Raw genomic sequence first — 19,893 nt, forward strand, 5'->3', positions numbered from 1 at the left:
AGCGGGCGGCGGCGGGAGTCCGGTAACATGCCTGCATCCGCCGCCGCCCGGCCCTTGCCCGGGTCCACGCCCACCGCCACTGCCCCCGCCTGCATGCCGAACCGACCTGTTCCGGATTTCGATTACGAAGCGGCCCTCGCGCAGTGCGCCGCGGGGCGCCGCACGGCGCTGGAAGCGCTGTATCGCCAAGAAGGGCCGCGGTTGCTGGGCGTGGCCCAGCGCATCGTGCGCGACCGCGCCCGGGCCGAGGACATCGTGCACGACGCCTTCGTCAATATCTGGAACCGGGCTGACAGCTTCGACGCCGCGCGCGGCTCGGCCCGCGGCTGGCTCTATCGCGTGGCCCGCAACCTGGCGCTGAACGCCGTGCGGGACGAGCGCCACGAAACCGCGGTGGACGACGATACCGCCGCCGCGCTGGATGCTCGCGACGCGATCGACGCCTGGCATGACACCCGCGACGCTTTCGACTGGCGCGACAGCGCCGGCCGTATCGGCCCCTGTCTGGAACAACTGGAGCCCGTGCGCCGCAACTGCGTGCTGCATGCCTACGTCGAAGGCCTGTCGCACAGCGAAATCGCACAGCGCCTGGGCGCGCCGCTGGGCACCGTCAAAGCCTGGATCAAGCGCAGCCTGAAAGCGCTGAAGGAATGCCTGGCATGAGCGCCTTGCCTGACACCCCCGACGGCCTGGACGAATTGGCCGGCGAATACGTGCTGGGCACCTTGCCCGGCGCGCGCCGCCGCGACGTCGAGGCCCGGCTGCCGCACGATGCCGCGCTGCGCGCCGCCGTCGACCGCTGGGAAGAGCGCCTGCTGCCACTGACGGATCTGGCCGCGCCGGTCGAGCCGTCGCCCGGGCTGTGGCCGCGCATCGAGACAACGCTGTATCGCCAACACGCTGCCCGCCAGGCCGGCCGGCCGCGGCGTCCGGCCTGGTGGGACAGCCTGTTCTTCTGGCGCGGCGCGGCCGCCAGCGGCGTGGCCGCCGCGCTGGTCCTGGCCGGCGCCCTGGCCTTGCGTCCCGCGCAAACGCCCGGCCCGGTGCAATACATGGTGGTACTGGTCGCCCCCCAGTCGCAGACGCCCGGCTGGGTCGTGCAGGCCCAGGCCGGCCAGCGCGAGGTGCAACTGGTGCCGATCGCGGCGGTGCAAGTTCCGGCCGATCGCGCGCTGGAGTTCTGGACCAAGGCCGACAGTTGGGCCGGCCCGGTGTCGCTGGGCCTGGTCAAGCCGGGCGAACCCGTGCGCATCCCGCTGGACAAGCTGCCCCCGCTGGAACCCAACCAATTGTTTGAATTGACGCTGGAGCCGGCCACCGGCTCGCCCATCGGCAAACCGACCGGCCCGATCCAGTTCATCGGCCGAGCGGTAAAGGTGATGTAATTCCGGCGCTATCGTGCCGGCGGACTGACCTCTTGCGGAACGGACCGCGCTTGACCTTCGAATCCGCGGTGCAGTTTCAGGGTTTTCCTGTGTATTTGGTGGCCATGCGCTTTGATAGGCTGACCGTGCGTTACACACGATAGAGGGGTATGCCATGGCAACCCGCGTCAAGCTCCTGTACTTCAAACCCACAAGCGTTCGTGCGCGCCTCTGGCCCGTTGGCATCGCCCTGAAATGGACGCTTGGCCTGATACCACCGCCGCAGTCCGTCACCATGGGCCAGGTCCAATACGGGATGATCAGGCAATCAGAATTCACGTTCTGGGTCTTCGCCCTCCGAGTCGCACTCATGGGTGAAGCGATCATTGTGACCAGGAACGGACAGTGGGATCCCGCAGGCACCGTCGACAGCTGCGGCGTTCATGCCTTCGGTCGAAACTTCGAGCTGCTGCCTGCCCCCACAGAGGCCAATGCGCCGTTGGGCAAAGCAGACGTGTTCAAGAGTTGAGAAAGACTGTTCGAGCCATGCGAGCCTGCTCCATTTCGCTGGAGGCTTTATCCACGGCGCCGGCAGCATGTCGGATCAGTATGCGGGCGAGACGCCAACGAGAAATCCCCCAAAAGTCCCCCGCTTGCGACGGCTGACCCACGGGTAATCCCGTAAGTCATTGAAATAACGCGAAGTAATGAAAGGGCATAAGGAAATCCCGATTAGGGAATTTGCTTATGCCCTTTAATTATTTGCCGAGCGCATACTCGATACGCAAGAATTCGTCCTTGGCATAAAGCAAGACAGATGGAACTTCGTCAACTCGAGGCCTTCGCGGCCGTCATGTCCACGGGCAGCGTCACCGCTGCCGGGCGTCTGCTTGGCCGCTCGCAACCCGCGATCAGCCGCCTGCTGCAGGAACTGGAGGCCGAGATCGGCTATGCCCTGTTCGCCCGCAGCGGGCCGCGCGTGACGCCGACCGAGCAGGGCTTCCTGCTCTACGACGACGTCGAACGCGCCTTGTCCAGCCTGCGCCAGATCCGCGACCGGGCCGAGGAAATCGCCCGCGGCCAGACCCAGCCGCTGCTGCTGGCGGCCACCTCGGCGCTGGCCGCCGGGCTGGTGCCGGACGCGCTCAAGCGCATCGAGCCGCACGCCAACCTCGCCCCCCGCATCGAATTGCGCAGCGCCTCGCCCGAGCGCGTGGTGCACGCCGTCCTGAGCGGCGCGGCTCAACTGGGCGCGACCAGCCTGCCGCTGGAGCATCGCGGCCTGACCGTGCACTGGATCGGCCAGGCGCCCTGTGTGGTGGCGCTGCCCGAAAACGATCCGGCCGCGCGCCATGAGGTGGTGCCAGTGGCCGAGCTGGCCGGGCGCCGCGTCATCACCATGGCCAATCCCTACCGTCTGCGCCGCCGGCTGGACGCGGCGCTGGGCCATGCCGCCGGCGCCATCGAAACCAATTCGTCCGTCAACGCCCTGGCCGCCGTGCGCGCCGGCCTGGGCGTGTCGGTGCTGGAACCCATTACCGCCTACGGCGCGCCGATGGCGGGCGTGGCGATCCGCCCGATCGACCTGGACATTCCCTTTTTCTTCGGGGTCATCACCTCGCAGTCGCAGCCCCTGACGCCGGCCTGCCAGGCCATGGCCGATGCCCTGGCGCAGGCCGCCGCGCAGTTGCTGCCCGGCTTCGTGCTGCACGACGCCTGCCAGCACGGCGCGCTGCTGCAGTCGATCTACGGCGATGACGCCCCTCTTACGGATACGCCCGCATGAACCAACCCCTCGCTCCCGCCCCGCAAGGCCTGGCCGCGCTGGAAGCGCGCCTGCGCCAGGATTTGTCCTGGCTGGAAATCCCCGCCAAGCCCTGGGTCACGCCGCGCCTGGTCGACGGCCAGCCGGTGCTGGACGTGGCCATCATCGGCGGCGGCATGGCCGGTCTGGCCGCGGCGGCCTCGCTGACGCACCTGGGCATCATCGCGCCGATCTTCGACCAGTCGCCCGAAGGCTATGAAGGCCCGTGGGCCACCACCGCGCGCATGGAAACCCTGCGCTCGCCCAAGCAGTTGACGGGTCCGGCGCTGGGCCTGCCCGCCCTGACCTTCCGCGCCTGGTTCGAGGCGCAGTTCGGCGGCGAAGCCTGGGACGCGCTGGACAAGATCCCGCGCCTGCAGTGGATGGACTACCTGCGCTGGTACCGCCGCGTGCTGAACCTGGACGTGCGCAACCAGCATCGCGTGCTGGCCGTGCTGCCGCGCGCCGACCAGCTGGTGCAGCTGGACATCGAATCGCCCGCCGGCCGCCAGACCGTGCTGGCGCGCCGCGTGGTGCTGGCCACCGGCCGCGACGGCCTGGGCGGCGCCTACGTACCGGACTTCGCGCGCAAGCTGCCGCGCAACCGCTGGGCCCACTCGTCGGACGTGCTGGACTACGCCACCCTGGCCGGCAAGCGCGTCGGCGTGGTGGGCGCGGGCGCGTCGGCCATGGACAGCGCCGCCACCGCCCTGGAAGCGGGCGCGGCCAGCGTCGACCTGCTGATCCGCCGCAACGACATCCCGCGCATCAACAAGGGCAAGGGCGCCGGCAACCCCGGCCTGACCCACGGCCACCTGAACCTGCCCGACGACTGGAAGTGGAAGATCCGCCACTACATCAACGCCGCCCAGGTGCCGCCGCCGCGCGGCAGCACGCTGCGCGTGTCGCGCCACCCGAACGCCCGCTTCAACCTGGGCTGTGGCGTGCAGGACCTGGCGCTGGTGGATGACGCAATCCGCGTCACCACGCCCAAGGGCGTCTTCACGCTGGACTTCCTGGTGTTCTCGACCGGCTTCCGCATCGACTGGACCGTGCGTCCGGAATTCGCCGCGCTGGCGCCGCACGTGCGCGCCTGGGGCGACCGCTACACCCCCGCCGCTGGCGAGCAAGACCAGGAACTGCATGACTCGCCCGACCTGGGCGCGGCCTTCGAGCTGCAGGAAAAAACCCCGGGCGCCTGTCCCGGCCTGGACCGGGTGCACTGCTTCTCGTACCCGGCCGCGCTGACGCACGGCACCGTGTCGGGCGACATCCCGGCCATCAGCGAAGGCGCCAAGCGCCTGGCGCAAGGCATCGCCGGCCTGTTCTACCGCGAGGACGTGGCGACGCACTACGCCAACATGGAAGCGTTCGCGGAACCCGAGGTGTTCGGCGACGAATGGACGCCGGCCCCGGCGCCCGGCGCGGCCCGGCAAGCGGAGACCGCGCAATGACCGGCTGGCTGCTCCGCCGCGTGGCGCAAGCCGCGGTGGTCGTGTTCCTGATGACGCTGATCGTCTTCGTCGGGCTGCACGCCATCGGCAACCCCGTCGACATCCTGATCGGCCAGGACGTCGACCAGGTCGACCGCGCCCGCATCATCGCCGAACTGGGGCTGGACAAGCCCCTGTGGCAACAGTACCTGGGCTTTCTGAACGGGGCGCTGCACGGCAACCTGGGCAACAGCTTCGTCTACAACATCCCCGCCGTCGAACTGGTGATCCAGCGCCTGCCGGCGACCCTCGAACTGGCCATCGCCGCGCTGCTGCTGGCGGTGATCATCGGGCTGCCGCTGGGCCTGCTGGCCGGGCTGTATCCCGACAGCCGCTTCTCCAAGCTGGTGATGGCGGGCAGCATCGTCGGCTTTTCGCTGCCGACCTTCTGGGTCGCGCTGATGCTGATCATGACCTTCAGCGTGTCGCTGGGCTGGCTGCCGGCCAGCGGCCGCGGCCAGACGGTGGAATTCCTGGGCTTCCAGTGGTCGTGGCTGACGGCCGACGGCTGGCGCCACCTGATCCTGCCGGCGCTGAACCTGTCGCTGTTCAAGATCTCGCTGGTGATCCGCCTGACCCGCGCCGGCGTGCGCGACGTGATGCCGCTGGACTTCGTCAAGTTCGCCCGCGCCAAGGGCCTGTCGCCGTTCCGGGTGGTCTGTGTGCACGTGCTGCGCAACACCATGATCCCGCTGGTGACGGTGCTGGGCCTGGAGCTGGGCTCGACCATCGCCTTCGCCGTCATCACCGAAAGCATCTTCGCCTGGCCCGGCGCCGGCAAGCTGATCCTGGACAGCCTGAACGCGCTGGACCGCCCGGTGATCGTGGCCTACCTGATCGTGGTGGTGTGCCTGTTCGTGACGCTCAACCTGATCGTCGACATCCTGTACAAAGTGCTGGACCCGCGGGTGCGGCTGGAGGCCTCGGCATGAGCGCTCCGAACACTCCCCAGGCAAATGCCATGCAAACCGCCGCCCCTGCGCTCAAGCGCGAATCGCCCTGGCGCCGCAACCTGCTGGAATTCCTGTCGTCCAAGACGGCGGTGTTCGGGCTGGTGATCGCCACCCTGCTGATCCTGGCCGCCATCCTGGCGCCGTGGATCTCGCCGCAGAACCCCTACGACCTGCTGCAGATCGACGTGCTGGACGCGCGCCTGGCGCCGGGCACGATGAACGGCCTGAACACCTTCCACTACTGGCTCGGCACCGACGGCCAGGGCCGCGACCTGCTGTCGGGCATCCTGTACGGCCTGCGCATCAGCCTGATGGTGGGCGTGGGCTCGGCGCTGATCGCCGGCATCATCGGCACGCTGCTGGGCCTGCTGGCGGCCTACGCCGGCGGCAAGGTCGATGCGCTGATCATGCGGCTGGTGGACCTGATCCTGTCGTTCCCGTCGATCCTGGTGGCCATGATGATCCTGGCCTACCTGGGCAAGGGCGTGGGCAACGTGGTGCTGACGCTGGTGATCCTGGAATGGGCCTACTACGCCCGCACCGCGCGCGGCCAGGCCCTGGTCGAGCGTCGCCGCGAGTACGTCGAGGCGGCGCGCTGCCTGGACATCCCGAACTGGCGGATCATGCTCAAGCACATCCTGCCCAACTGCCTGCCGCCGCTGATCGTCATCGGCACCCTGCAGATCGCGCGCGCCATCACGCTCGAAGCCACGCTGAGCTTCCTGGGCCTGGGCGTGCCCGTGACCGAACCGTCGCTGGGGCTGCTGATCTCCAACGGCTTCCAATACATGCTGTCCGGCGAATACTGGATCAGTTTCTACCCCGGCATCGCGCTGCTGGTCACCATCGTCGCCATCAACCTGGTGGGCGACCGCCTGCGCGACGTGCTGAACCCGAGGACCCACAAATGAGCGCCGCCCGTCCCGTCGCGGCGCCGGCCGCCGCCAACGTGCCGACCCTGGAAGTGCGCAACCTGCGCACCCACTTCTTCACCCGCGCCGGCACCCTGCCCGCCGTGGACGACGTGTCCTTCACGCTGGAGCGCGGCAAGATCCTGGGCCTGGTCGGCGAGTCCGGCTCGGGCAAATCCGTCACCGGCTTTTCGATCATGGGCCTGGTGGACGCCCCCGGCCGCGTGGTCGGCGGCCAGGTGCTGTTCCAGGGCCGCGACCTGACCCAGCTGGCACCGCGCGAACTGCGCAAGCTGCAGGGCAACCGCATCGCCATGATCTTCCAGGATCCGATGATGACGTTGAACCCGGTGCTGCGGGTCGACGTGCAGATGATCGAAACGGTGCGCGCCCACAACAACATGAGCAAGTCGCAGGCGCGCGAGCTGGCCCGCGACACGCTCGGCATGATGGGCATTCCCAGCCCGGAAGAACGGCTGCTGGCGTATCCGCACCAGTTGTCCGGCGGCATGCGCCAGCGCGTGGCGATCGCCATCGCCATGCTGCACCGGCCCGACCTCATCATCGCCGACGAGCCGACCACGGCGCTGGACGTCACCATCCAGGCGCAGATCCTGTCCGAAGTGCAGAAGCTGGCGCAGCAACACGGCACCAGCCTCATCTGGATCACCCACGACCTGTCGGTGGTGGCGGGCCTGGCCGACGACGTGGCGGTGATGTACGCCGGCCGCATCGTCGAACACGGCAAGGTCGACGACGTGCTCGACCGTCCGCAGCATCCCTACACGGTGGGCCTGATCGACAGCCTGCCCAGCAACAACCAGCGCGGCCAACGCCTGCGCCAGATTCCCGGCATGACACCCAACCTGCTCACCCTGCCCGCCGGCTGTGCCTTCGCGGCGCGCTGCGCGCGCGCCACGGCGCAATGCGGCCAGCAGCCCGCCATCACCGACGTGCTGCCCGGCCATCAGGTGCGCTGCTTTCATCCGTCGCGCCAACTGGGCGAGGTGACGGCATGAGCCAGACGACGATTCCGGACACCCGCGACGGCGCCCACGCGGCGCCGCCTTCGGGCATTGCAACCGGCGATGGCGCGCACGCCGCTGCCCATCCCGCCGCGCTCGACGCCGGGGCCGGAGACGCCGCCGCGCGCACGGCCGGCAACGCCACCCCGCTCATCGACCTGCGCCAAGTCAGCAAGCGCTTTGGCGAACGCCCCGTCGGCGCCGCCGGCCGCGCCCTGCAGCGCCTGGGCCTGTCCAAGCCGCCCGCCATCACCCGCGCCGTCGATCATGTGGACCTGGTGGTGCGCCCCGGCGAAGTGGTCGGCCTGGTCGGCGAGTCCGGCTGCGGCAAGTCCACGCTGGGCCGCATCGCGGCCGGCCTGCTGACGCCGTCCGGCGGCGAGGTGCTGATCAACGGCCTGCGCCCCGCCGACATGACGCCGGCCCAGGCCCACGCCGCGCGCCTGAAGGTGCAGATGATCTTCCAGGACCCGTACGCCAGCCTGAACCCCCGCCTGCGCGTGGACGAGATCGTCGGCGAGGCCGCCCGCATCCACGGCCTGGTCGGCAACGGCGACTTCGACGACTACGTCAGCGCCCAGCTGCAACGCGCCGGCCTCGACCCGGCCCTGCGCCAGCGCTATCCGCACCAGTTCAGCGGCGGCCAGCGCCAGCGCATCGGCATCGCCCGCGCCCTGGCGGTGCAGCCGTCGATGCTGGTGTGCGACGAGGCCGTGGCCGCGCTGGACGTGTCGATCCAGGCGCAGATCCTGAATCTGTTCATGGACCTGCGCGAACAGCTCAACCTGACGTACCTGTTCATCAGCCACGACCTGGGCGTGGTCGAGCACCTGTCGGACCGCGTGGTCATCATGTACCTGGGCCGCGTGGTCGAGACGGCGCCGGTGGACGAGGTCTTCCGCCGCCCCAACCATCCGTACACCCAGGCGCTGCTGGCCGAGATCCCCAACCTGAAATCGCGCCACAAGACCTTCACCGCCATCAAGGGAGAGATTCCCAGCCCGCTGAACCCGCCCGGCGGCTGCCACTTCCACCCGCGCTGTCCGCATGCGATGGCGCGCTGCAAAACCGAGGTTCCCACCCTGAAGGGAATCGCCATCAACCACCTGAGCGCCTGTCACCTGAACGACATGGCCTGAAAGAAGTTCCCCCTCACCAAGGACCCCGAACATGAAACGCCTGATTCTCTCGACCCTGACCGCCGCCATCCTGGGCGCGTCCGCCGCGGCCTCGGCCGACAACCTGTCGATCGGCTTTGCCGATCCGCTGTCCTCGCTCGACCCGCAACTGAACAACCACGCCGGCGACCGCTCGGTGGCCCTGCACTTCTGGGACCTGCTGATCGAGAACAAGTGGAACAAGCTGCAGCCCGGCCTGGCCGTGAGCTGGAAGCCGCTGGACAGCACCACCTGGGAATTCAAGCTGCGCGAAGGCGTCAAGTGGCAGGACGGCACGCCGTTCACCGCCGACGACCTGATCTACTCGTACACCCGCGCCCGCGCCGTGCCCGGCAGCGTGGCCACCTACGCCGGCTACCTGCGCACCATCGACACGATGACCGCCAAGGACCCGCTGACCCTGATCGTCAAGACCAAGGCCCCCAACCCCGACCTGCCGCTGAACCTGGCGTCGGTGCACGTGGTCAGCAAGCACGTCGGCGAGAAGTCCACCACCGAAGACTACAACTCGGGCAAGGCCATGGTCGGCACCGGCCCCTACAAGTTCGTGTCCTACACTCCCGGCGACCGCGTCATCATGGAACGCAACGACGGCTACTGGGGCGAGAAGGCCACCTGGGACAAGGTCAACTACCGCTACATCAACAACGCCGCCGCCCGCACCGCCGCGCTGCTGGCCGGCGACGTCGACGTGATTGACAAGGTGTCGGTGTCCGACCTGGCCAAGCTGCAGAAGGCCGCCAACATCTCGGTCTATCCGTACGACGGCCTGCGCGTCATGATCCTGCAGCCCAGCTTCAACCCCGCGCCCAACCAGTACATCACCGACAACAACGGCAAGCCGCTGGACAAGAACCCGCTGCTGGACGTGCGCGTGCGCCAGGCGCTGAACCTGGCGATCAACCGCAAGGCCATCGCCGACCGCATCCTGCAGGGCGCCGCCACCGAAGCCAACCAGTGGATGCCCAAGGGCACCTTCGGCTACAACCCCGACGTCAAGGACATCCCCAATGACGTCGAAAAGGCCAAGAAGCTGCTGGCCGAAGCCGGTTTCCCCGACGGCTTCAAGCTGACCATGCACGTGCCCAACGACCGCTACCCGCAAGGCCCGGAAACGGCCCAGGCGGTGGCGCAGTTCTGGACCCGCATCGGCGTCAAGACGCAAGTGGAAGTAGTGCCGTGGGCCGTGTACTCGGGCCGCGCCAACAAGAACGAATTCGCGGTCAGCATGCTGGCCTGGGGCAACGGCACGGGCGAAGCCAGCTACGCGCTGGTCAACATCCTGGCCACCGTCGACGCCAAGAAGGGCCTGGGCGCCTCCAACTGGGGCCACTACAGCAACGCCAAGGTCGACGCCGCGCTGGACCAGTCCACCTCGGAATTCGACGTGGCCAAGCGTGAAGCCATCCTGCGCGACTCGGTCAAGATCGTGTCCGACGACGTCGGCATCATTCCGCTGTACCACTACAAGAACATCTGGGCCACCAAGAAGGGCCTGAAGGTCACCCCGATGACCAGCGACCGCACCGCCGCCATGATGGTCACCAAGGACTCCGGCAAATAAGGCACGCATCATGGTTCCTACCCTGAGCATCCAACCCGCCGACGCGCTCATCGACGTGCCCCGCCAGATCCGGGTGGAGCACGTCGCGCCCGGCCAGACGGTGGAGATCACCGCCCTCACCCGCCGCAACGGCGTGCTCTGGCAAAGCCAGGCCGCCTTCGTCGCGGGCGAGGACGGCGTGGTCGACCTGAGCCGCGACGCGCCCGTCTCCGGCGACTACGGCGGCGTCTCGCCCATGGGCCTGATCTGGTCGCAGTCACCCGTGGACTCGCCCAGCCGCGAGCACTTCAACCACCCGGTCACCGAGGCGCTGGTCACCGAAGTCGTGGCGCGCGCCGCCGGCGCGCAGAGCATCGCCCGCTTCACCCAGCGTCTGGCTGCCGACGGCGTCACCCGCCAGGAAGTGCGCGAGGAAGGCCTGGTCGGCACGCTCTACCTGCCGCCCGGCGCCACGCCCGGCTCGCATCCCGCCGTGCTGATCCTGAACGGCTCGGGCGGCGGCATCAACGAACCGCGCGCCGCGCTGTACGCGTCGCGCGGCTACGCCGCCTTCGCGCTGGCCTACTTCAAGGCGCCGGGCCTGTCGGACTACATCTCCAACACGCCGCTGGAGTACTTCCAGACCGGCCTGCGCTGGCTGCGCAAGAAGGTCCAGCCCAAGCACGACTTCGTCGCCATCAGTGGTCAGTCGCGCGGCGGCGAACTGGTGCTGCTGCTGGGCGCCACCTTCCCCACCGAAGTCTCGGCGGTCGTGGCCTACGTGCCCGGCGCCGTGGTCCACAGCGGCCAGAACGCCTGCGACCCCAAGATCGGCCGCGAAGGCCCGACCTGGCTGCTGGGCGGCAAGCCCCTGCCGCACGTCTGGGAAAACAACCGCACCGCCACCTGGGCGCCGTTCGACGAAGGCCCCTCGCCGCATCGTCATGAAAAGGCCATCCTCACCGCGCTGCAGGACCCCGACGCCGTGGCCCGCGCCCGCATCAAGGTCGAGGACATCCAGGGTCCGGTGATGCTGCTGTCCGCCACCGACGACGGCTCGTGGCCGTCCAGCCTGTACTCGAAGATGGTGCGGGACAAGCTGGCCGAGGTGCGGCATCCGTATCCCGTCCAATGGCTGGACTACGAGAACGGCGGCCACTCGATCCTGTTCCCCTACGTGCCCACCACCCAGCTGGTCTACGCCCACCCCGTGTCCGGCAAGATCAGCACCAGCGGCGGCAACCCCAAGGACAACGCGCGCGCCGACCAGGAGTCCTGGGAAGGCGTGCTGAAGTTCCTGGACGCCGCGGTCAAGGCGCGCGGCCAGGCCGCGCCGTCCGCGGATCGCGCCCAGGCCGGCCCGGCCGCCACGCCCGGCAACGCCGGTTGAACGACATCCAAGGAGACTTTCCCCATGGCACAAGCACCCATCGTCTATGACGCCGCCCGCGACCTGGTGGACCAGCTCGTCGGCCTGAAGGCCGACAGCGCCGCCTACGCCGTGCGCCACCAGCGCGACAAGGTCGCCGCCGCCACCCAGGGCAGCTACGACGCCCTGTTCGACCCGGCCCTGCCCGGCCTGACGCTGGCCGAGCGCCTGCTGGTCGCGCTGTACGCCGCGCGCCTGACGCCGTCGCCGGCGCTGGCCGCGCACTACCGCCAGCGCCTGGCCGAGGCCGGCGCCAGCGCCGCCGACATCCAGGTGGCCGAGTCCGGCAAGCCGGCGGACGCCGCCGACCCGCGCCTGGCCGCGATCCTGGAATTCACCCGCAAGCTGATCGAAAAGCCCGTCGAAGGCGACGAAGCCGCGCTCAAGACCCTGCCGGCCGCCGGCGTCTCCACGCCTGCCGTGGTCACGCTGTCGCAACTGGTGGCGTTCCTGTCGTACCAGGTGCGCCTGGTCGCCGGCCTGCAGGCCATGCAGGCGCTGGCAGCCAAGCCCGCCGCGGCCAGCACGCCGCCCGCGCCCTTCCCGGCCAACACCGCCGCCACCGAACCCGGCGACGTCATCAAGGCCCACGGCTTCACCAATGAAGTGCTGGAGTGGAAGGCGTGGCTGGACGTGGTCCAGGTCGACAGCGCCACGCCCGAGCAGATCGCGGTCCTGGAAGAAAGCCACCCCAAGGCCAAGGTCTCGGATTACTACCTGTTCCTGGTGCACCAGCCCGAGATCCTGCGCCAGCGCTCCACCGCGTTCAACGCCATCATGTACGCGCCCGGCGGCCTGTCGCGCGCCGAGCGTGAACTGGGCGCGACCGTGGTGTCGCGCGTCAACGGCTGCGTCTACTGCGCCTCGGTGCACGCGCAGCGCTTCGAGCAACTGGCCAAGCGCAATGACGTGATCGCGCAGGTGTTCGAAGACCCGGCCACCGCCGGCACCACCGCGCGCGAACTGGCGATCGGCAAGTTCTCGATCCAGATCACCGACGCGCCGGCCTCGGTGGATGCGGCCAGCATCCAAGCGTTGAAGGACGTGGGCCTGAGCGACGGCGAAGTGCTGGACCTGCTGCATTCGGACGCGATCTTCGCGTGGGCCAACCGGTTGATGTTGAACCTGGGCGAGCCGGTGGTCGTGCAGGTCTGACGATCGCGCGCGAACCGCGCCGAGTCGTACCTGGACAGGCCGCGTTTTCGCGGCCTGTTTGCTTTTCGGCTCGCGGTTGACGCCCTTCTGCGCAGGCGGCTGACGACGCAGCGGCGTGCCGGCTGAACCGCGCCCCCCCTACTTCTGCCGCGCCTCCACCCGCTGCGCCAGCAGGTCGTAGAACAGCCGCGCCACCGGATTCAAGGTCTTGCCGCGCGGATGGATCAGCCCGATCGTGCGGCTCACGGCGGGGTTGCGCAGCGGCACGCTGACCAGCGTGCCATGGTCCTCATCCGGCATCGCCAGGCGCGGCACTACGCCCACGCCCAGGCCCGCCTCCACCATGCTGACCAGCGCCGGCACGTGCTGCACCTCGCAGAAATGGCGCGGCCGGCTGCCGCTGTGCACCAGCGCCTGGTCCATCAGGAAACGATTGCCGCTGCCCTGCGCCAGGGTGATGTACGGATGCGCCTCCAGATCGGCCCAATCCACCGACTTGCGTTTGGCCAGCGGATGCTTGCGGCTCACCGCCGCCACGAACGGCTCTTCCAGCAAGGGCTTGAACTCGATTTCCGCATCATTGGCGCCGATGTAGGTCAGCCCGAAGTCCGCGTCGCCGCGCGCCACCGCCGTCAGCACCTGCGAGGACGACTCGTCGATGATGCGGATGCGGATGCGCGGATAGCTGGCGTGGTATTCGCGGATCACATCCGGCAGGAAATACGCCACCGCCGACGGCACGCAGGCAATCGTCACCATGCCCGATAGCCGCTCGGCCACGTCGCGGATGCCGACCAGCGCGCTCTCCAGCTCATTCAGCACGCTGCGGGCGCGCGGCACAAAGCCGCGGCCGATGGTGGTCAGCTCGACCTTGCGCGTGGTGCGCGTCATCAACTGCACGCCCAGCGCCGCCTCCAGCTTGTCCACGCGGCGCGACAGCGCCGACTGCGACAGGTGCAGCGCCTCGGACGCGGCGCGGAAACTGCCCAGGTCGGCCACCGCCAGAAAGGCGCGCAAATCGGCAAGGTCGAAATTCATGCGTTTTCATCAAGAATTGAACGAATTTTTGCACTTTACTCGATTCCGAGGGCGGGGCACGATGTCTCCCAGCCGCAACCAATAGCGGCCCGAACAGGAGACCCGCCCATGAAGCCGTTACGGAGAGCCTGCCTGCGCACCGCGCTGGCGCTGGCCGCCGCCCCCTTGTTGTCGTCCGCCCCCTTCTCGGCCCACGCCGACGCCTGGCCGCAACGCCCCATCCGCCTGCTGGTGCCCTACGGCCCGGGCGGCAGTTCCGACGTGGTGGCGCGCGCCGTCGCGGTGGAAATGTCGCGCGACCTGGGCCAGCAGGTCATCGTCGAGAACAAGGGCGGCGGCCAGGGCAGCATCGCCACGGTGGAAGCGGCGCGCGCCCGGCCCGATGGCTACACGCTGATCCTGGGCCACGTCGGCACCCTGGCGGTGAACCCGACCATGATGCCCAACCTGTCGTATGACCCGCGCCGCGACTTCGCCCCGATCATCCTGCTGGCCAAGCTGCCCATGGTGTTCGCCGTGGGCGCCAAGGTGCCCGCTGCCACCCTGCCCGAATTCGTGGCGCTGGCGCGCGCCAGGCCCGGCGTCCTGAACTACGGCTCGGCCGGCAACGGCAGCGCCGGCCACCTGGCCTTCGAGATGCTCAAGACCGCCGCCGCCATCGACGTGGTGCACGTGCCGTACAAGGGCACCGGCGCCCAGGTCACCGACCTGCTGGCCGGCAACATCGATGCCGCCGCGGCCGGCATCCCCGGCCTGCTGCCGCATGCGCAGGCCGGCAAGATCAAGATCGTCGCCGTCGGCTCGGCCCAGCGCCTGCCGATCCTGCCGGACGTGCCCACCGTGGCCGAGCAGGGCTACCCCGGCTTCGAAAGCTCGCAGTGGTTCGGCCTGCTGGCCCCGGCCGGCACGCCGCAGGAAGCGATCTCGCGCCTGCAGGCCGCCGCCCAGCGCGCCCTGCAGACCGACGCCGTGCGCCAGCGCCTGGCCCATGACGCCGCCGAGCCTTCCGGCGCCGGCCCGGCCGAATTCGCCGCCTTCATCGACGCCGAAGAGCGCCGCTGGAGCCAGGTGGTGAAAGACGCCCGTCTTTCCGCCGAATAAGCCCCCTCTTTTTTCACACAAGGATTGCTGATCATGGCCGCCACTGCTGGCTCCCCCTCCCTCGTCCCGGAAACCGAACTGCGCGCGCTTGGCGTGCGCGCCTTCGAAGGCCTGGGCCTGCCGCGCCAGGACGCCGTCGACGTGGTCGACATCCTGGTGCTGGCCGATCTGTTCGGCCTGTCCACCCACGGCCTGTCGCGCATCGAATCGTATGGCGAGCGCCTGCAGGTCGGCGGCATCAACCGCCAGGCCCGCATCCGCGTGGACAGCCCCGCCCCCGCGCTGCGCCTGGTCGACGGCGACAACGGCGTCGGCCCGCTGGTCGGCATGCACGCGCTGCGCGCCGCCATGCAGGCCGCCAGCGAATGCGGCGTGGGCCTGGCGTTCGCCCGCCAGAGCAACCATTTCGGCCCGATCTCGCCCTACGGCCTGATCGCCGCCGAGGCCGGCTACGCCAGCATCATCGGCAGCAACGCCACCACCACCATCGCCCCCTGGGGCGGCACCGACGCGCGCGTCGGCAACAGCCCCATCGGCTTCGCCGTGCCGAACCCGGACGGCGCCCACTTCCTGCTCGACATGGCCATGAGCGTGGTCGCCCGCGCCAAGATCCGCAACGCCCTGAAGGCCGGCCAGGCCATCCCCGACACCTGGGCCACCGACGCCCAGGGCCAACCCACCACCGATCCCAGGCAGGCGCTGGACGGCTTCCTGCTGCCGATCGGCGGCCACAAGGGCTACGGCCTGGCGCTGATGGTGGACCTGTTCGCCGGCCTGCTGTCCAACGCCGCCTACCTCACCCACGTCAAATCCTGGGTCGACGCGCCCGACGAACCGCAGAACCTGGGCCACTTCTTCCTGCTGATCGACACCCGCCGCCTGGGCTCGACCCAATGGCTGGCCGAACGCATGAACGACTTCGCCGCCATCCTGCACGCCAGCCCGGCCGCCGACCCGGCCCGCCCCGTGATCCAGCCCGGCGAGATCGAACTGGCCAAGCTGGCGCGCCAGCGCGCCCACGGCATCGAAGTGGCCGCCGACGTGCTGGCCCTGCTGCGCCAACACGCCGGCCAGGGCTGAGCCGGCATCCCGGAGGAGACCGACAACATGAAGAACATCGCCCGACTCACCCTGGTCCTGGCGGCGGCGCTGGCCGCGCCGCTGGCCGGCGCCGCCGACTATCCCAGCCAGCCGATCCGCCTGATCGTGCCCTACGTGGCCGGCGGCGCCGCCGACATCACCGCGCGCGTGGTCGCGGCCCGCATGGCCAAGACCCTGAAAGGCACCATCGTGGTCGAGAACAAGCCCGGCGCCAACGGCATGATCGGCACCGACTTCGTCGCCAAGGCCGCGCCCGACGGCTACACCCTGCTGCTGGACGCCAGCGGCCCGCTGGTGGTCAACCCGTCGCTGTACAAGAAAACGCCCTATGACCCGCTGAAGGACTTCGCCCCGATCAGCCAGATCACCAGCTACCAATACGCGCTGGTGGTGCCGCAGCAATCGCCCGCGCACAGCATCGACGACCTGCTCGCCGCCGCCCGCAAGAAACCCGGCGCCATCACCTATGGCTCGGCCGGCCTGGGCGCCGGCGGCCACCTGGCCGGCGAACTGCTGGCCCTGCGCACCGGCACCCAGCTGACGCACGTGCCCTATAAGGGCAACGCCCAGGCCCTGACCGACGTGCTGGGCGGGCAACTGTCGTTCACCTTCGACACCACCGTCACCGCCACCCCGCACATCCAGTCCGGCAAGCTGCGCGCCTACGCCGTCACCGGCCCGCGCCGCGCCTCCAGCCTGCCCGACCTGCCCACCATGCAGGAACTGGGCTACAAGGACTTCGTCATCACCCAGTTCCAGGGCCTGCTGGCGCCGGCCGGCACCGATCCGCGCATCATCGCCACCCTGCACGACGCCGTGATCCAGGCGGTGAAGGACCCGGAAGTGGTGCGCAAGCTGGCCACCGAAGGCGGCAACGAAATCATCGCCGGCACGCCCGAGGAATTCACGCGCCAGCTGCGCGACGACCTGCAACGCTACCGCCAGCTGATCAGCGAAGCCCACATCACCGCGGAGTGACCCCATGTACCAGATCGACATCCTGATCCAGGGCTACCCCGGCCGCGCCGTCTGCCACGGCGGCCTGGGCTGGAGCACCAGCACCCTGCTGCGCTCGGACCGCCACAAGATCCTGGTGGACGTGGGCGCGTTCGGCGTGCGCCACCTGCTCGCCCGCCACCTGGACGCCTGCGGCGTCGCGCCGGCCGACATCACCGACGTGGTCCTCACCCACGCGCACTACGACCACGCCGTCAACTTCACGCTGTTCCCCAACGCCACCGTCTGGATCGGCGCGCAGGAACTGCAATGGGCCGCCGCGCAACCGCCCGGCTTCAACCCGCTGCCCGAACTGTACGTGCGCGAACTCGACCGGCTGGACCGCGTGCGCCGGATCGTCGACGGCGACGTCTTCCTGCCCGGCATCACCGCCATCGCCGCGCCCGGCCACACGCCGGGCCATCTGCTGTTCTACGTCGATGACTCGCGCCAACCCATCCTCTTCACCGGCGACGCCGCCAAGAACCGCGCCGAGCTGGTCTCGGGCCAGGTGGCCGACACCGCCGACGCCGACGCCAGCCACGCCAGCCTGGAACGCATCTGGGAATGGTGGCGCAAGCGGCCCGATACCCTGCTCGTGCCGGGCCATGACCTAGGCATGAAGCTCGACGCCGATGGCGCGCCGGTCTACGTCGGCGAACGCCGCGCCGCGATCAATGCGTGGTTCGGGGATGACCTGGAGCCGCAACGGATCGACCTGTGCTGTGCGCCGGGTGCGGGGCGGTACAGCGTGTGAGTTGGCGGCTAAACGGAGAGAGCCATCTGCTATCACCCTTCAGCCGTCGTTGTCGCCTCGTGAACTATCCGCTATGGCCTTGAGCCATCCGCAGCCGCCTGTGAGCCTTCCGCCACGGCAGGCTGCCATCCGCAATCGCCTTTGAACCTCCCACTGCCCTCCGCGAACACCACCATGACTGCGCTTTCCAGTACCGCCGCCCTTTCCAACGCCCCCGCCCATTCCGGCGCCTCCAGCATCCCCGCCGACATCGTCCAGGCCTTCACCCCCACCGGCGCGCTGCGCGCCACCATCAACCTCGGCAACCCCATCCTGGCCACCCGCGACGGCAGCGGCGCGGCCGCCGGCGTCTCCGTCGACCTGGCCCGCGCCTTCGCGCAGCGGCTCGGCGTCGCCCTGGAACTCATCGTCCTGGACAGCGCCGGCAAGGCCGTCGACACCGTCAGCCAGGACGCCGCCGACATCGGCTTCTTCGCCATCGACCCCAAGCGCGCCGCCGGCATCGCCTTCACCGACGCCTACGTCCTGATCGAAGGCGCCTACCTGGTGCGCAACGATTCGCCCCTGCGCGAGATCGCCGAGGTCGACGACCCGCGCCACCGCGTCACCGTCGGCCTGGGCAGCGCCTACGACCTCTACCTGACCCGCGAACTGCAGCGCGCCGCCATCACCCGCGCCGCCACCTCGCCCACCGTGGTCGACACCTTCCTGCAGACCGGCACCGACGTCGCCGCCGGCGTGCGCCAGCAACTCGAAGCCGACGCCCGCCGCCTGGGCGGCCTGCGCCTGCTGCCCGGCAGCTTCATGACCATCCGCCAGGCTATGGGCCTGCCGCGCGGGCGCGGCGAAGCGGCGGCGCGCGTCCTGGCCGACTTCGTCGAAGACATGAAACGCAGCGGCTTCGTGGCCCAGGCCCTGGCCCGCCACGGCATTGACGGCGCCGCCGTCGCGCCGGCCGCCGGCGGCTGACCGGCCGATCGGCTCGCGGCTGAACGCCAAACCGGCGCGCCCTGTGGACTGCGGGACGGAAAGCCAGCGGTTTTCGTTAAAATGACGCTTTCCGCCTTCCACTGCGCCCCGCCCCACGCGGGGCGCATTGCCTTACCCCCATGTCTGACAAAACCCACGACATCCGCCCCGGCCAGTCGATCGAACTGCTCAAGGCCCTGCACATCCTGACCCGCGACGGCAAGATGAACCAGGACAGCCGCCGCAAGCTCAAGCAGGTCTACCACCTGTTCCAGTTCATCGAACCGCTGCTCAAGGACGTCCAGCAACAGCGCGGCGCCGTCACCCTGGCCGACCACGGCGCGGGCAAGTCGTACCTGGGCTTCATCCTGTACGACCTGTTCTTCAAGGAACAGCCGGACGCGCTGAAGAACGGCTCGCACATCTACGGCATCGAAACCCGCGAGGAACTGGTCAAGTCATCGGAAGAACTGGCGCAGCGCCTGGGCTTTGGCGGCATGTCGTTCCTGAACCTGTCGGTGGCCGAGTCCATCACCTCCGACAAACTGCCCGCGACCATCGACGTGGTCACGGCCCTGCACGCCTGCAACACCGCCACCGACGACGCGATCCATTTCGCGCTGGAGAAAAAGGCCAAGTACATCGTGGTCGTGCCCTGCTGCCAGGCGGAAGTGGCGTCGGTGCTGAGGAAGAACAAAGCCAAGGCGCTGGCCGATCCGCTGGCGGAGATCTGGCGGCATCCGCTGCACACGCGGGAGTTCGGCAGCCAGATCACGAACGTGCTGCGGTGCTTGCAACTGGAAGCGCATGGGTACCAGGTCAGCGTGACGGAGCTGGTGGGGTGGGAGCATTCGATGAAGAATGAGCTGATCATTGCTCAGTACAAGGATCTGCCGCGTCGGAAGCCTGCGGAAAGGCTGACGGAGATGCTGGATCGGATCGGGTTGCAGGAGCTAAAGGATCGGTTTTTCCTGCCGCAAGCGGCTTGAGAATTGAAAAAGGACCCTGTGGGGTCCTTTTTGTTTTGAACGCTCGTCTTGGGAAGGGATGAAAACGCCACCGTTAGCACTGGCACC

General features: G+C 69.0%; 19 protein-coding genes. 18 read left to right on the forward strand and 1 reads right to left on the reverse strand.

Annotated features, from left to right (window positions below; all coding sequences use genetic code 11):
* Positions 1–93 precede the first annotated feature (93 nt).
* The 12 genes from AOZ53_RS04455 to AOZ53_RS33240 all read left to right on the forward strand — a co-directional run bounded on the left by AOZ53_RS04455 (position 94) and on the right by AOZ53_RS33240 (position 12,855).
* Positions 94–663: a sigma-70 family RNA polymerase sigma factor gene (locus tag AOZ53_RS04455; RefSeq protein WP_054429732.1), complete on the forward strand. Its 570-nt coding sequence runs from the start codon at positions 94–96 to the stop codon at positions 661–663.
* Positions 660–1,385 (forward strand): anti-sigma factor, encoded by a 726-nt coding sequence (locus tag AOZ53_RS04460; protein ID WP_054429733.1) that lies wholly within the window; start codon positions 660–662, stop codon positions 1,383–1,385. The genes AOZ53_RS04455 and AOZ53_RS04460 overlap by 4 nt, the downstream gene beginning before the upstream one ends.
* A 154-nt stretch (positions 1,386–1,539) precedes the next feature.
* On the forward strand, positions 1,540–1,893 hold the full coding sequence (locus AOZ53_RS04465; RefSeq protein WP_054429734.1) for a hypothetical protein: 354 nt from the start codon (positions 1,540–1,542) through the stop codon (positions 1,891–1,893).
* A 288-nt stretch (positions 1,894–2,181) separates the two neighbouring features.
* Positions 2,182–3,150, forward strand: coding sequence for a LysR family transcriptional regulator (locus AOZ53_RS04470; protein WP_054429735.1), 969 nt, complete (start codon positions 2,182–2,184; stop codon positions 3,148–3,150).
* Positions 3,147–4,622 (forward strand): flavin-containing monooxygenase, encoded by a 1,476-nt coding sequence (locus AOZ53_RS04475; protein WP_054429736.1) that lies wholly within the window; start codon positions 3,147–3,149, stop codon positions 4,620–4,622. The genes AOZ53_RS04470 and AOZ53_RS04475 overlap by 4 nt, the downstream gene beginning before the upstream one ends.
* Positions 4,619–5,593: an ABC transporter permease gene (locus AOZ53_RS04480; RefSeq protein WP_054415963.1), complete on the forward strand. Its 975-nt coding sequence runs from the start codon at positions 4,619–4,621 to the stop codon at positions 5,591–5,593. The genes AOZ53_RS04475 and AOZ53_RS04480 overlap by 4 nt, the downstream gene beginning before the upstream one ends.
* A gap of 29 nt (positions 5,594–5,622) precedes the next feature.
* A complete protein-coding gene (locus AOZ53_RS04485; protein ID WP_054429737.1) occupies positions 5,623–6,525 on the forward strand; it encodes an ABC transporter permease in 903 nt (300 codons plus the stop codon).
* On the forward strand, positions 6,522–7,544 hold the full coding sequence (locus AOZ53_RS04490; RefSeq protein ID WP_054429738.1) for an ABC transporter ATP-binding protein: 1,023 nt from the start codon (positions 6,522–6,524) through the stop codon (positions 7,542–7,544). The genes AOZ53_RS04485 and AOZ53_RS04490 overlap by 4 nt, the downstream gene beginning before the upstream one ends.
* Positions 7,541–8,689, forward strand: coding sequence for an ABC transporter ATP-binding protein (locus tag AOZ53_RS04495; RefSeq protein ID WP_231690557.1), 1,149 nt, complete (start codon positions 7,541–7,543; stop codon positions 8,687–8,689). Before AOZ53_RS04490 ends, AOZ53_RS04495 begins: the two co-directional genes overlap by 4 nt.
* 31 nt (positions 8,690–8,720) lie before the next feature.
* Entirely contained in the window at positions 8,721–10,292 is a 1,572-nt protein-coding gene (locus AOZ53_RS04500) for an ABC transporter substrate-binding protein (protein WP_054486982.1), read from the forward strand.
* A 10-nt stretch (positions 10,293–10,302) separates the two neighbouring features.
* Positions 10,303–11,661, forward strand: a complete 1,359-nt coding sequence (locus tag AOZ53_RS04505; protein WP_054486983.1) for an acyl-CoA thioester hydrolase/BAAT C-terminal domain-containing protein — start codon at positions 10,303–10,305, stop codon at positions 11,659–11,661.
* 24 nt (positions 11,662–11,685) lie between these two features.
* A complete protein-coding gene (locus AOZ53_RS33240; RefSeq protein ID WP_082385501.1) occupies positions 11,686–12,855 on the forward strand; it encodes a CMD domain protein in 1,170 nt (389 codons plus the stop codon).
* A gap of 138 nt (positions 12,856–12,993) precedes the next feature.
* On the opposite strand, the gene AOZ53_RS04515 is transcribed toward AOZ53_RS33240, so the two are convergent.
* The gene (locus AOZ53_RS04515) at positions 12,994–13,893 is read right to left on the reverse strand and encodes a LysR family transcriptional regulator (RefSeq protein WP_049054069.1); all 900 of its coding nucleotides are present in this window, start codon (positions 13,891–13,893) and stop codon (positions 12,994–12,996) included.
* 108 nt (positions 13,894–14,001) lie between these two features.
* Between AOZ53_RS04515 and AOZ53_RS04520 the strand changes: the two genes are divergently transcribed.
* From AOZ53_RS04520 to AOZ53_RS04545, 6 genes are all read left to right on the forward strand, one after another.
* Positions 14,002–14,994: a Bug family tripartite tricarboxylate transporter substrate binding protein gene (locus AOZ53_RS04520; RefSeq protein ID WP_054486985.1), complete on the forward strand. Its 993-nt coding sequence runs from the start codon at positions 14,002–14,004 to the stop codon at positions 14,992–14,994.
* Positions 14,995–15,027: 33 nt separating this feature from the next.
* Positions 15,028–16,074, forward strand: coding sequence for an Ldh family oxidoreductase (locus AOZ53_RS04525; protein WP_054487190.1), 1,047 nt, complete (start codon positions 15,028–15,030; stop codon positions 16,072–16,074).
* 27 nt (positions 16,075–16,101) lie between these two features.
* Positions 16,102–17,073, forward strand: coding sequence for a Bug family tripartite tricarboxylate transporter substrate binding protein (locus AOZ53_RS04530; protein ID WP_054486987.1), 972 nt, complete (start codon positions 16,102–16,104; stop codon positions 17,071–17,073).
* A gap of 4 nt (positions 17,074–17,077) precedes the next feature.
* Entirely contained in the window at positions 17,078–17,848 is a 771-nt protein-coding gene (locus tag AOZ53_RS04535) for an MBL fold metallo-hydrolase (RefSeq protein ID WP_054486989.1), read from the forward strand.
* A 174-nt stretch (positions 17,849–18,022) separates the two neighbouring features.
* Positions 18,023–18,817: a transporter substrate-binding domain-containing protein gene (locus AOZ53_RS04540; protein ID WP_054486991.1), complete on the forward strand. Its 795-nt coding sequence runs from the start codon at positions 18,023–18,025 to the stop codon at positions 18,815–18,817.
* Between the two features lie 140 nt (positions 18,818–18,957).
* A complete protein-coding gene (locus AOZ53_RS04545; RefSeq protein WP_054486993.1) occupies positions 18,958–19,806 on the forward strand; it encodes a class I SAM-dependent methyltransferase in 849 nt (282 codons plus the stop codon).
* The last annotated feature ends 87 nt before the right edge of the window (positions 19,807–19,893 follow it).

Origin of the sequence: Achromobacter sp. 2789STDY5608621, from assembly GCF_001299375.1 — a bacterium.
In the GTDB taxonomy this organism is placed as follows: Bacteria; Pseudomonadota; Gammaproteobacteria; order Burkholderiales; family Burkholderiaceae_B; genus Achromobacter; species Achromobacter insuavis.

Bases quoted from the DNA above. Each gene is read 5' to 3' on its own strand.
- AOZ53_RS04460 (WP_054429733.1), top strand. From the start codon at position 660: ATGAGCGCCTTGCCTGACACCCCCGACGGCCTGGACGAATTGGCCGGC.
- AOZ53_RS04480 (WP_054415963.1), top strand. From the start codon at position 4,619: ATGACCGGCTGGCTGCTCCGCCGCGTGGCGCAAGCCGCGGTGGTCGTG.
- AOZ53_RS04540 (WP_054486991.1), top strand. From the start codon at position 18,023: ATGACTGCGCTTTCCAGTACCGCCGCCCTTTCCAACGCCCCCGCCCAT.
- AOZ53_RS04495 (WP_231690557.1), top strand. From the start codon at position 7,541: ATGAGCCAGACGACGATTCCGGACACCCGCGACGGCGCCCACGCGGCG.
- AOZ53_RS33240 (WP_082385501.1), top strand. From the start codon at position 11,686: ATGGCACAAGCACCCATCGTCTATGACGCCGCCCGCGACCTGGTGGAC.
- AOZ53_RS04470 (WP_054429735.1), top strand. From the start codon at position 2,182: ATGGAACTTCGTCAACTCGAGGCCTTCGCGGCCGTCATGTCCACGGGC.
- AOZ53_RS04525 (WP_054487190.1), top strand. From the start codon at position 15,028: ATGGCCGCCACTGCTGGCTCCCCCTCCCTCGTCCCGGAAACCGAACTG.
- AOZ53_RS04535 (WP_054486989.1), top strand. From the start codon at position 17,078: ATGTACCAGATCGACATCCTGATCCAGGGCTACCCCGGCCGCGCCGTC.
- AOZ53_RS04515 (WP_049054069.1), bottom strand. From the start codon at position 13,893: ATGAATTTCGACCTTGCCGATTTGCGCGCCTTTCTGGCGGTGGCCGAC.
- AOZ53_RS04545 (WP_054486993.1), top strand. From the start codon at position 18,958: ATGTCTGACAAAACCCACGACATCCGCCCCGGCCAGTCGATCGAACTG.
- AOZ53_RS04475 (WP_054429736.1), top strand. From the start codon at position 3,147: ATGAACCAACCCCTCGCTCCCGCCCCGCAAGGCCTGGCCGCGCTGGAA.
- AOZ53_RS04490 (WP_054429738.1), top strand. From the start codon at position 6,522: ATGAGCGCCGCCCGTCCCGTCGCGGCGCCGGCCGCCGCCAACGTGCCG.
- AOZ53_RS04465 (WP_054429734.1), top strand. From the start codon at position 1,540: ATGGCAACCCGCGTCAAGCTCCTGTACTTCAAACCCACAAGCGTTCGT.
- AOZ53_RS04520 (WP_054486985.1), top strand. From the start codon at position 14,002: ATGAAGCCGTTACGGAGAGCCTGCCTGCGCACCGCGCTGGCGCTGGCC.
- AOZ53_RS04505 (WP_054486983.1), top strand. From the start codon at position 10,303: ATGGTTCCTACCCTGAGCATCCAACCCGCCGACGCGCTCATCGACGTG.
- AOZ53_RS04485 (WP_054429737.1), top strand. From the start codon at position 5,623: ATGCAAACCGCCGCCCCTGCGCTCAAGCGCGAATCGCCCTGGCGCCGC.
- AOZ53_RS04530 (WP_054486987.1), top strand. From the start codon at position 16,102: ATGAAGAACATCGCCCGACTCACCCTGGTCCTGGCGGCGGCGCTGGCC.
- AOZ53_RS04500 (WP_054486982.1), top strand. From the start codon at position 8,721: ATGAAACGCCTGATTCTCTCGACCCTGACCGCCGCCATCCTGGGCGCG.
- AOZ53_RS04455 (WP_054429732.1), top strand. From the start codon at position 94: ATGCCGAACCGACCTGTTCCGGATTTCGATTACGAAGCGGCCCTCGCG.